7 protein-coding genes and 1 tRNA gene are annotated in these 11,439 nt (G+C 54.9%); 2 read left to right on the top strand and 6 right to left on the bottom strand.

Features of this window, described 5'->3' with window-relative positions:
• Positions 1 to 73: 73 nt before the first annotated feature.
• A complete protein-coding gene (locus WX88_RS22560) occupies positions 74 to 415 on the bottom strand; it encodes a cupin domain-containing protein (RefSeq protein WP_046246693.1) in 342 nt (113 codons plus the stop codon).
• A gap of 171 nt (positions 416 to 586) precedes the next feature.
• On the opposite strand from WX88_RS22560, the gene WX88_RS22555 reads away from it, so the two are divergent.
• Positions 587 to 1,420: a serine O-acetyltransferase gene (locus tag WX88_RS22555; RefSeq protein ID WP_046246692.1), complete on the top strand. Its 834-nt coding sequence runs from the start codon at positions 587 to 589 to the stop codon at positions 1,418 to 1,420.
• A gap of 102 nt (positions 1,421 to 1,522) precedes the next feature.
• A complete protein-coding gene (gene cysK, locus WX88_RS22550) occupies positions 1,523 to 2,446 on the top strand; it encodes a cysteine synthase A (RefSeq protein ID WP_046246691.1) in 924 nt (307 codons plus the stop codon).
• 77 nt (positions 2,447 to 2,523) lie between these two features.
• Here the strand turns inward: cysK and WX88_RS22545 are convergent.
• The 5 genes from WX88_RS22545 to WX88_RS22525 all read right to left on the bottom strand — a co-directional run bounded on the left by WX88_RS22545 (position 2,524) and on the right by WX88_RS22525 (position 11,328).
• Positions 2,524 to 2,600: transfer RNA gene (locus WX88_RS22545), tRNA-Ala, on the bottom strand.
• 275 nt (positions 2,601 to 2,875) lie between these two features.
• Positions 2,876 to 3,415: a hypothetical protein gene (locus WX88_RS22540; protein WP_046246690.1), complete on the bottom strand. Its 540-nt coding sequence runs from the start codon at positions 3,413 to 3,415 to the stop codon at positions 2,876 to 2,878.
• Positions 3,416 to 3,451: 36 nt separating this feature from the next.
• Positions 3,452 to 6,925: a TonB-dependent receptor gene (locus tag WX88_RS22535; RefSeq protein WP_052732997.1), complete on the bottom strand. Its 3,474-nt coding sequence runs from the start codon at positions 6,923 to 6,925 to the stop codon at positions 3,452 to 3,454.
• Between the two features lie 320 nt (positions 6,926 to 7,245).
• Positions 7,246 to 8,076 carry a DUF4397 domain-containing protein gene (locus WX88_RS22530; RefSeq protein WP_046246689.1) on the bottom strand — a complete coding sequence of 277 codons (831 nt, stop codon included), beginning with the start codon at positions 8,074 to 8,076 and terminating at the stop codon, positions 7,246 to 7,248.
• A gap of 33 nt (positions 8,077 to 8,109) precedes the next feature.
• Positions 8,110 to 11,328, bottom strand: coding sequence for a TonB-dependent receptor (locus WX88_RS22525; protein WP_197076902.1), 3,219 nt, complete (start codon positions 11,326 to 11,328; stop codon positions 8,110 to 8,112).
• Positions 11,329 to 11,439: the final 111 nt, after the last annotated feature.

Below are 11,439 nucleotides of genomic sequence, written 5' to 3'. Positions count from 1 at the left end.
GAGAGGAGCAAGAAACAAAAAAGACATTCATGCTGAGTAAAGGCTCAGCATGAATGTCTTCAACGCGGGTAGTTTATTTTTCTTCGCGCCCGTGCACTTGCGATGGGGGCGAGGTTGCTTCCACGGCCGAGAAGCTTTCGAGGATTTTGTACGTGTGCTCAGCCCCTTGCGGCACTACCCACGAGTTGCCCGGCTCCAGCAGCACCGTCTGGCCGGCCAGGTGCAGCTCGGCGCGGCCACTGAGTACGTAGCCTACCGTTTCGTAAGAGCGCGAAGAGGGTGCTTTGGGCTCCCCAGGCTGCTCGTTTTCCCACATGCGCATGGCTACGTGCTTGCCCGAGGCCAGATATTTTTCGCCGTCGGCGCCTTGGGGGGAGTAATGTGAATCAACTTTGATGATGGTCGTGTCGGACATATTATTTTGATTAAGAAGGAAAGGAGTATCTTTTCACCAAGCTTAGCCTGATACGGCCAATACTTCGGCTAAACGGTCGAAGGGGAATGACCGTTGCGTGCCGGGCCAAAACCTTCGCTACCCCAACTGGTTAACTCCCCCGGTTCTTTAGTACTCCTTTTTTCTGTTATTGTGCTTCCCGATTCTTTTGCTGCTGAGCTAGCCCAGGCTCATGCATCCGTCCCTGATGCCTTGCCCGGCGCTGCCTTCTGCGCCCTGGCCGACGGATTACTAAGGCTTCTTTTTCCGCAGCGTGCCGAGCGGCCCCTGTCCAGCGTCGATGCCGTCTCCTCGGAGCTCTACCACTTCCGGTCGCAGCTGGCCGCTTTGCTGGCGCAGGTGCCCGACTTGCCCGCGCCCGCGCCCGCGCTGGTCGATGAGTTTACGGCGCAGCTCCCCGTTTTGCGCAATGCCCTGCTGCGTGATGCCAGCGCCATTCTGGCCAGCGACCCCGCCGCCCAGGGGTTGGGCGAAATCATCAGTTCCTACCCTGGTTTCTACGCCACGGCGCTGTATCGCATAGCGCACGCCCTGCACCAACGGGGCCTGCCGCGCTTGCCGCGCCTGCTCAGCGAATATGCCCATCAGCGTACGGGAATCGACATTCATCCGGGGGCCCATATCGGGGCGGCTTTTTGCATCGACCATGGCACGGGCCTGGTCATCGGCGAAACGGCCATCATTGGGGCCAACGTGCAGGTGTATCAAGGTGTTACCTTAGGCGCCCTCAGCGTTACCAAAGGGTTGCAGGGCACCAAGCGTCACCCCACCATCGAAGACCACGTCGTGATTTACGCGGGGGCTACCATCCTTGGCGGCAGCACGGTGGTAGGAGCGCACAGCATCATCGGCGGCAATGTGTGGCTTACCGAAAGTGTGCCTTCCCACTCCCGCGTCTACCACCGTGCCCACATCCAGATTTCCCGCAGCGTGGACCCCGCCGCGGAGTTGGTCTTTTCTATTTAATAAGTGAATGGCTAATTGAGTAAGTGAAGCATTCTTTGCTCATTTTTGCCGTTCCTTTCAACCCCAAGCATTCAGCCAATTTCTCATTCACTCACCACACAAATGAAAGCCAATTCCATTCTCGAAACCATTGGTAATACCCCGCTGGTACGCCTCAATCGTCTATTCGCCGACACCCGCCCCGACGTGGAAATATGGGTGAAATTGGAGCGTGCCAACCCCGGTGGTTCTATCAAAGACCGTATTGCCCTGAGCATGATTGAGCAAGCCGAAAAGGATGGAACCCTCACCAAAGACAGCCTCATTGTGGAGCCCACCTCCGGCAACACCGGTGTTGGTCTGGCCTTGGTTGCCGCCGTCAAAGGCTACAAGCTTACCCTCGTCATGCCCGAGAGCATGAGCATCGAGCGCCGCCGCCTCATGGCCGCCTACGGTGCCAACCTGGAACTTACCCCCCGCGAAAAGGGCATGAAAGGCGCCATTGAGAAAGCGCAGGAAATCGTGGCTAACACGCCCGGCGCCTGGCTGCCCATGCAATTCTCCAACCCCGCCAACCCGCAAATCCACGCTGAAACCACGGCCCAGGAAATCCTGCGCGACGCACCCGAAGGTTTCGATTTCTACATTACGGGCGTGGGCACCGGCGGCCACATCACGGCCGTAGCCGAAGTGCTGAAGCCGACGTTCCCCAACATGAAAACCTTCGCCGTTGAGCCCGAAGCCTCGCCGGTCATCAGCGGTGGCGCCCCCGGGCCGCACCCCATTCAAGGCATCGGGGCTGGCTTCATCCCCGACAACCTCCACACCAATGTCCTCGATGGCGCCATCCAAGTATCGCAGCAGGAAGCGTTCGACTTCACTCGCCGCGCGGCCCGCGAGGAAGGCCTGTTCGTAGGGGTTTCCTCGGGAGCTTCCCTAGCCGCCATCGCCAAGAAGCTGCCCGACGTGCCCCAGGGCGGCCGCATCCTCACCTTCTGCTACGATACCGGCGAGCGGTACCTCTCGGTGGAAGGCCTGTTCGTGTAGCGCCAAGCTCACAGTAGCAACACAACAAAAAGGCCGACCAGGAAACTGGTCGGCCTTTTTGTGCGCATTCACATCTTTGGTGGAGAATATCGGAGTCGAACCGATGACCTCTTGCATGCCATGCAAGCGCTCTAGCCAGCTGAGCTAATCCCCCAATTTTGTGCTCTACTGCCGCGCCTATTGCGCTTTGGTTCGACAAAAGTACAGCTCATTCGCGGTTTAGCAAGGCCTAACGCACACTTTTTATGCTAAATGGTGCAACTGCCATTAACTCAGCTACAAAATTATGGGTAGCTAGCCTGGTCATCACATCTTAATGCACACCCGTTTCTTAAATGAAAAAGATTTATACACAAATCGCCCGCCATTATTCAACAGCGGGCGATTAAGGGGCAGCATTCAAGAAGGAACACTTACAGCATCAGCAGGCTAGAAGGTATAGACCGAAACGTTGGTGTCCAAGGTAGTGGTGAAGAATCCACCGCTGGCTGGTGCCGTGCGCGAGAAGTTTGTACCTTGATGATTAATCGTTGCTTTACTCTCGCCATTGATGAGAACTGCGGCCGTTAGACGCTGTGAGCCAGCGCGGCGGCCAGGGCGGTTAGTGGTCCTTAGCACGATGCGCATGCCTGTGCTAGGTGTATTCTCAGCTACTGTCAAGTTAGTAGCTACAGTGTATGACTGTGCCGCCGTGGTGAAGCTGGAGGTAGTGAATGTAGGTGCCGTAGCCGATGTGATGGCTGGATAGCTGAGTGTTCCATCAGCATTAGCGGTGGGGGTCAACACGTACACATTCAGTTGCTCGCCTTGTAGCAGCGTGTCGTTGGCGATGGTACTAGCTGTCTTAGCGTAGGTTATTGTTACCGTTTGGGCCGTGCGCGTTGCGCGAGCTGGGGCCGGATCGGTACTGATTTCCGAGCATGAAGCCAGAATCAGACAGGTGAGGATGGCAAAAAATAGATGTTTCATACTTTCGGATTGATTACGAAGTGAAGGTGACCACCCTTAGTTGAAGGTATAACGCAGGCCCAACTGGATACGGTAGCGCGAGCCCTCCGTCGTAACATAGCGGTTCGTGGTAGTAAGAGGTTGTACACTAGTGGTAGTCGTACCATCCGGAAACACTGTGCGCGTGTTAACGATAGGAGTAAAATTGAGGCGTGGGCGGCCAGTGGCTTGGTCGTAGTTCGTGGTGTTGTTGGTGCCACTCGGGTTGTCCAAAGTGAGTAGCGAAGCCCGCTGTTGGGTCTGGCTAACCCCCCAGTTTGAATTAATTAGGTTGCCAATGTTGAAAACGTCGAGGCTAAATTGCAGTGTATTGCGGTTTTTGCCAATGTTCGTAAATACATCTTGCAGCAGACGGACGTCAATCAGCGCAATCCAAGGTGCTACAGCGCCATTACGCTCGGCAGTCTCACCCCGATGCTTGCTCAGGTATGGGTCCTGTTTGATGTAATTATCCAAATCTACCCATTGCTGGTCAGCTGAGTAAATGGTTTGTTGGGGAGTGCCGCTGAACAATGTAATTGGCACAAGCAGAATCTCGCTCCTGTCACGCGGAATGTACATCAGGTCGTTGATGCCCACACCGTCGCCATTCATATCGCCGTTATATACGTAGGAATACCGTCCGTTCGGGCCCGCATCAAGGAAACCCGAGAGGGTAGTCGCTAGGTGACCGATGTATTCTTTGCGGTAGGAGAGAGAGGCTATTACACGATGCTGGCGCAGAAAGTCCGAATAGCCCAGCTCGTTGGCATTGGGGTCGCTTGAGATAGGACGGCCCGACCACAGGGAGAACGGGGTGGAACCACCGATGCCTACGTCGCGCGAGTCAGCATAGGTATAACCCAGGCTGGCAGCTAGGCCATTGCTGAACGATTTCTGCAGCTGAGCCGTGAGAGTGTAGGAGTAACCCTTATTAGTATTACGCATCACAATGGCCCCATCCGAGCTCACAATCTTAGGGCTAACCTGAAACGCCCGGGTGTTCAACGCATTAGGCAGACGATAGATAGGCCGGTTGTCTGCTCCGCCGGCGCGGGCCGAAGGGTCCGGCAAGTTCACGTTGTCGAAGTATACGGCGTTGATGTCTTTCGTGTAGATAGCATCAAGCGTAAGAACTACGTCGCCGGGCAAGCGCTGGTCCATACCCAAGTTGGTGCGCCATACTTGCGGAAATTGAAAGCCGCGTTCCGTAACAGCTAAGTTATAAGTTGCAGGCAGTTTCGTTTGATCGATATTGGCATTCGGGTTCAAGTAGCCAGGTGTAGGATTGAATGGCTGAGCTAGCGGGTTGGGGTTGCCATTAGCCAACGTAGCGTTTACACTATAGACGCCGCCTAACAGGCCGTTGTTGCTGGCTTGGTTCGAAATCCAAACAAAGGGCACTCGACCGGTGAAAATGCCGGTACCGCCCCGCAACTGGGTTTTGCGGTCGTCGTTCACGTCCCAGTTGAAGCCGACGCGAGGTGAGAACATCACGGAAGTCTTTTGGACTTGATCTGTCAGAATCTGGTAGCCGCCACGGAAGCTAATGCTAGCCGCGTCGTTATTCCGCTGCAAGTCGCTGAGAATAATTGGCACATCGATACGCAAACCAGTTGTCACCTTTAAGTTGGGCTTGGCATTCCATTCATCTTGGCCATAAAAGCCAAGCTGAGCGGCCTTGGTTTCGGCCAGAGGGAAGCTCAAGCTAGGATTACCATTGTCCACATTAAGCGGGTAACGCACAGTGTAATTGTTGGTGGCCGTGGCCAGGGCGCCGCCCGGACGCGGTGTGATAGCCTGCGTGCCGGGGTCATAGTTGAAACCTGCCGAATTGTAGAAATCGGTCAGGGAGTTGAAGCGGTACCGGCCGTAGAGGTCCGGCGCAAAGCCGTTAGCAAATTTGTAATATTCGTTGTAAGTACCTAGCGTAAGCACGTGGTTGCCCACGGTCTTGCTGATATTATCCGACAACTGATAAATGTCAGAATTCAATACATTTATCGGCGTGAATAGCTCATAGCCAAATGAGGTGAATGCGTTTCCAGTAGCACCAGGGCCACTATTATTGTACAAAATGTCAACAAAGGGGAACTGAGTTCCCCCAAGCGAGGTGCGGAAGTCTCGCTGAGCCGTGTAGCCTGCCTGGAACTGGTTAGATATTCCACCGTTAATGGTGGAATTCAACTCGCCGATAATCGAGTTCAGGTTGTTGTTAATACGGTAATAAGCCGACTGAAAAGGCAGCGTGTTGGTCGACTGACCTCGACCACCTGTTACGGTAGGCGCCCCAGAACTAGAAGGCACTACATCGCGGTACGACTTAAGGTAGTTATACTTGATAGAAAATGTATTCTTGGAACTGATATTCCAGTCAATCTTTGCCGTGATCTTGTCCGAGTTCTGGTCCAGCTTATAGCCTTCATAGGCGCCAGGGTTGTAGCCGTAATTGCTTTTCAGAAAGTTCGAAAGTGCATCGAGGTCAGCAGCGCTGGCCGCCGAAGTGGTGCTGTTCGGGCTAGGGATGGGCAGGCCGGGTCGGTTGGCCACGTAGGTGCCGGGCGGGTCGTTTCGGCGCTCGCCTTCCACGCTCACGAAGTAGAACAGCTTATCCTTAAGGATAGGACCACCTACCCGGGCGCCGACTTGATAGAGCGAAAAGTTAGGAAAATCCTGGTCGAGGTCCCGCACCTTACTGCCTACTAGGCTGCTGGAACGACGGAAACCGTAGAGGGAAGCTGAGATGTCGTTCGTGCCGGAGCGGGTGACTGCGTTAATACCAGCACCTGTGAACGAGCCTTGGCGCACATCATAGGGCGCCAAGTTGACCTGAATTTCCTGCAGAGCATCTAGGGAGATAGGCTGCGCGTTAGCTTGTCCGCCCACAGTGCCGCTCAAACCGAAGGAGTTATTGAAAATGGCGCCATCAATGGTAATGTTGTTGAAGTTACCGTTACGGCCAGCAAAGCTATTGTTGCCAGTGCCGCTAGCCTGCGGAGTAAGACGGGTGAAGTCGGCGAAGGAACGGCTTAGCGAAGGCAGGCGCTCAATTTGCTCGCGCTGTACCGCGGTGGCCGCACCCGTACGGCCCGCATTGATAACCGGGTCGCGGCGGCCGCTCACGGTTACCTCGCCCAACTCAGTGGCCGCGTCGCTGAGCTTCTGGTCGAAGCGCAGGTTCTGGCCCAAGGTCAGGTAAATGTCGCTCCGGTTAATATCCTGATAGCCTACGAAAGTCACCTTAACACTGTAAGGACCGCCCACGCGCATGTTCTGGATGTTGAAACGACCATCGGAGTTGGTCGGCGCAGCATACTGCGTATTCGTTGGCGTATGAATGGCAATCACAGTAGCACCCGGCAGCCCGGTACCTACTTTGTCGGTTATAACCCCACTCATGGCCGCCGTGGTGGCACCTTGGCTCCAGCCTAGATGGGCGGTGAAGAGCATCAACGCCAACAGCAAAAAGTGGCGTATAGGTAAATTATTCATACAAAAAAGGTTGATGGGAAATAACGAGCTTAAGCCAAACTCAAGACAAAGGTAACGGTAAGGCGACCGGACCTATGTTACCTCAACTTTACTGTTGGATAGGAACAAGAATTATTCGTCGATTTCTCTGTAGTCAATAAAGTCATTTTAAATTAATTCGTATTTAATTAGCTCATTTAATAGCAGGCTACTAATCTGGTTATATCCAAGCGGAGTTGACATTACTGGTCATAATCGTTATAACTTGGCTCTATTTGTAAACACAAAAAAACGGCTGGAGAATTTCCCCAGCCGTTTCAATGATGTTGACTTCGAGTCTACTAATTGTGGGTTACCATCGAAATACCCAATGGAGTGGCGGTAGAGCTGGCCACACCACGTGTGTACAGGGTGTAGATTTTACCGGTTGCAAACGTAATAGGCTGAGCTGCTACGTTTGGGGTTGCCGTTACAGTAGCCCGAACTTCTAAGGTGTAGGTACCGGGAACTACTTCGGTAAAGTTCGCAAAGTTGGTAGTGACAGGAGCAGGCGCGCCTGGAACGGAGGCAGGTGTGTAGCTCGTAGCGCGGTAGCCGCGTCCGGTGGGGGCAAACAAAAACGTACTGTTGCTGACGTTAAATAACCCAAAGCCGTTCGCGCCCGAGGCAGTGAGACTAGGAGAAAGGTTGATAAAGCGCACCTTCGCGTTGGCTGCATTGGTTGGGGCTGCCAAGTTGTCCGGCAATACCACTGTACGCACCCCGCCCTGGTCGGTGCTCGTAGAAGCACGGGTCGGAATGTCGGTGAGGAAAATGGTACTGCTGCTGCCCGTGTTGAAAGCGCTGCGCGAAGGTATTTGCTGGCTGTTCAGGTTGGTGGCTGTTGAGAAAAGCAACAGACGCTGGCCAGCCGAAATGTTAGTGTAAGCGGCGGTTCCCAGATAAGGAATTGGCGCGGGCGCAGTTGGCAGTGCCACGTTATCAATGCTCAGCAACTGGGCATTACCAGCTCCCGGAGCAGCGTTCACAATCTGGTAGCGACCTTGAGCGGTTGAGGCCGTTGTGATGGGCTTTGCTTCAGAATATTCGGGCTCATCGCAGCTAACCAGCGCACAGCTTGCCGAAGCAACCAGCGTTAGTTTGGTGAAAAGCGAAACAAAAGAAAATTTCATAAAAAGATGCTTTAAACTAAACCTGCTGACTGATTAAAACAAGTAACGAACGCCAAACTGTGCCTGCCAGCGCGAGGCCAACTGGCTAATCTGGTAGCCCTCGGTGGGCGTGGTCGAAGTGCCGGTGCCGTAGCTGAAGGTGGGACGGCCCGTGTTGCCGCCCTCAAGACCTTGGTAACGCAATAGGCCATAGTTCGTGTTCTGCACAAAGTAGTCGCGGCCCCAGTTATTGCTCAGAAGGTTGCCAAAGTTGATGACGTCGACTGAAAGCTGAATGGTGTGGGTTTTGCTGCCAATCTTCGTGTAGATGTCTTGCAGCAGGCGCACATCGATGCGGTGCTGCCAGGGAGTACGGGCGCCGTTGCGGGCAGCATATTCGCCGCGGTGTTCTTTGAGGTAGCTGTCGTTTTCGATGAACGTGTTCAACTCGTTCCAGATTTGGTCGGGAGTGCGACGGTCGGTAGTGCCGGCCGTTACCAGCACGATTTCCTCACGGGTGCGGGGGATGTAAATCAGGTCGTTCGAGTTGCTGGTAAATTGGCCGCCGTCGTTGTTGATGTCTCCACCGAAGTAGGTGTAGGAAAAGGGCGTACCTGACTGGCCATTGTAGAAGACCGAGAAGGTGGTAGCAAAATTATTGGCGTACTCTTTCCGGTACGAAAGCGAACCAATGATGCGATGACGCAGGTCGAAATTGGAATAGGAAAGTTCCAGGTTGTTCGGGCCTGCTACATGGGGGTTGAATTCCCAGGTAGACACCGGCGTCGAGCTGGTGCCCGAGTACAAGTCACGCGACTGGCCGTAGGTGTAAGCCGTTGAGGCGAAGAAACCGTTGGTCAGCTGCTTCTTCAATTCACCCGTGATGCTGTACTGGTAGCCTTTGCTCGTGTTGGTCAGCAAAATCACGTTGTTGAAGGCATCGCTGTTGCGGAAGCGCGCGGGGCCGGTAGGGTATACGGGCCGGCCGTCGCCTTGCAGCGTGCCATTGGAAGGCGCCAAGTTGATGTCTACAGGCAGAACGTCGTTCAAGGTCTTGGAGTAAATGCCTTCCACCGTAGCCACAATGCCATACGGCAACTGATAGTCGAAAGCTAGGTTCGTGCGCAACAGTTGAGGGTTGCGGAAGTCGTTGTCCGTAACTGCAAGGCTGCCTTTGGCGGCCGCGAGCGGAGTGGCCCGGATGGCATCGCGCAGCACGGTATAGTTGTTGTTCAGGCCGTAGCCACCCGCCGGGGCCGTATTGTTGTTGGAGTCAAACGTGGCGAAGTCAACACCGGTATTGGCGTACTGGTTAGAAATCCACACGTAGGCTGGGCGTCCGGTGAAGATGCCCACGCCGCCCCGCGCCTGGAAGGTCTGGTCTTTGCGTACGTCCCAGTTGAAGCCGATGCGCGGCGACACTTGCAGCCGGCTCTTGGGCAAACGTTGGGTTTTCACGTCGTAGGCCGGGCCACCGGCAGCACCGGGTGTAGCCTCTGCAAAAGTCGATTCAACCTTGGGGTTGGTCGAAGGCGTGTCAAAGTAGGCGGGCAAGTCCAGGCGGATGCCGCCGGTGAGGCGGAAGTTTTCGCGGATGCTATATTCGTCCTGCACGAAAACGCCGAACTGCGCCGCACCAAACTTGGCCGTGGGTTTGCCACCAGGAAGAGGGAAGTTCTGACGGTAGCGGAAGCCGTTGCCTGTGGTAGTGTTGGCTAGGAAAGCGGGAATGCTGGGAAAGTCGTAGCGGCCTTCGGTGCTCTGCACGAACAGGTTGTCGAAGCGGAAAATCTCGTTGTTGGTACCAACGGTGATGACGTGCTTGCCCGCGAAGATGTTGAAGTTGTCGTTGATTTCGAGAATGTCCTGGTCCAGCCGGTTCGCCACCGAGCTAAATTCCGAACCAGCGTTGATGGTGCCATTGCCCGCCGTGATGGTGATGGATGGGAACAACGCCCCCAGGGTGGTGCGGCTGTCGCGAATGGTGGAATAGCCAATGAGCAAATTGTTAGCAAACTGGTTGCCAAAGCGGCTCTTCAGTTCCAGCACGGTCGAGTTGTTCTTGCTCAGGAATTGGTAGCCGTTGTTGCCGAAGCGGAAGTTGGTCTGGCTCCGGGTGATGTTGTCATCGGAAGCATCTACAAAGTTGTGGCGGAGCGTGAGCTGGTGGTTGGGGCTGATGTTCCAGTCCAGCCGAGCGAAGGCTTTGTTGCTTTTGGTTAGGGCATTTATTTCCCCAAACGCACCAGCATCGTAGCCATATTCTTTCAGCTTGTCAGAAATCTGCTGCAACTCGGTGTTGTTCACAAAGCTTACGATGTCAGAACCGACTTCGTTGGTGCCGTTCACCACGTTGGCAGGACGGAACAGCAGTGGCGCGCTGCGGCGCGTAATTTCGCCGTTCACAAAGAAGAATAGTTTGTCTTTGATAACCGGGCCACCCAGACGGAAGCCGGTCTGGTAGTCGTAGAACTCAGCCAGTTTGGTGCGCTGGCCAGTTACTGGGTCGGGCGTGGGGCTTTTGCCAGCCGTGCTTTGGTTGCGGCCGAAAGCAAAGGCCGAGCCTGAGAATTCGTTGGTGCCGGAGCGGGTCACAGCGTTGATGCCGCCACCACTGAAACGGCCCTGGCGCACGTCGTAGGGCGACAGTACCACTTGAAACTCCTGAATGGCGTCGAGCGAAATGGGGTTAGTGCCCGCCTGTCCGCCAGGGGCGCCCGTGCCACCAAGGCCGAACAAATCATTGTTGGAAGCACCATCAATCTGAATGTTGTTGAAACGGCCGTTGCGGCCCGAAAGTGAGTTGCCATTGGCTTGTGGCGTAAGGCGTGTAAAGTCCTGAAAGCTACGAGAAATGGTAGGCAGACGCTCAATTTGCTCGCGCTGAACGGTGGTAGCGGCCCCGGCGCGGCCGGCGTTCAGCACCGGGTCCTGGCGGCCGCTCACGGTCACTTCGGTCAGCTCGGTGGCGGCATCGCTGAGCTTTTGGTCGAAGCGCAGGTTCTGGCCCAAGGTTAGGTTCACGCCTTCGCGCACAAAATCCTTGTAGCCAACGAAGGTGATGCGGACGGTGTAGGGGCCGCCCACGCGCATATTTGGGATGTTGAAGCGGCCGTTCGAATTGGTGGGGGCCACGTACGGCGTATTGGTCGGCGTGTGAATGGCAATAACCGTCGCGCCGGGCAGGCCCTCCCCTTTGTTATCGGTAATGAGGCCGCTCATAGCGGCCGTAGTGACGCCTTGGCTCCAACCCAAATGTGCAGAGAAGAGCATCAACACCAAGAACAAAAAGTGGCGTAAACTTAAATTATTCATACAAAAAATTTGGTGAAAACAATGAGCTTGATAAAAGCGGGACAAAGGTACAGCTAGCTAATAGTGGGG

Source organism: Hymenobacter terrenus (assembly GCF_000972495.1).
Taxonomy (GTDB): Bacteria; Bacteroidota; Bacteroidia; order Cytophagales; family Hymenobacteraceae; genus Hymenobacter; species Hymenobacter terrenus.
This window is presented reverse-complemented; position numbering and strand designations above follow the sequence as displayed.

Excerpts from the sequence above, each read along its gene's own strand:
- WX88_RS22560 (WP_046246693.1), bottom strand. The coding sequence starts at position 415 with ATGTCCGACACGACCATCATCAAAGTTGATTCACATTACTCCCCCCAA.
- cysK (WP_046246691.1), top strand. The coding sequence starts at position 1,523 with ATGAAAGCCAATTCCATTCTCGAAACCATTGGTAATACCCCGCTGGTA.
- WX88_RS22540 (WP_046246690.1), bottom strand. The coding sequence starts at position 3,415 with ATGAAACATCTATTTTTTGCCATCCTCACCTGTCTGATTCTGGCTTCA.
- WX88_RS22535 (WP_052732997.1), bottom strand. The coding sequence starts at position 6,925 with ATGAATAATTTACCTATACGCCACTTTTTGCTGTTGGCGTTGATGCTC.
- WX88_RS22530 (WP_046246689.1), bottom strand. The coding sequence starts at position 8,076 with ATGAAATTTTCTTTTGTTTCGCTTTTCACCAAACTAACGCTGGTTGCT.
- WX88_RS22525 (WP_197076902.1), bottom strand. The coding sequence starts at position 11,328 with ATGCTCTTCTCTGCACATTTGGGTTGGAGCCAAGGCGTCACTACGGCC.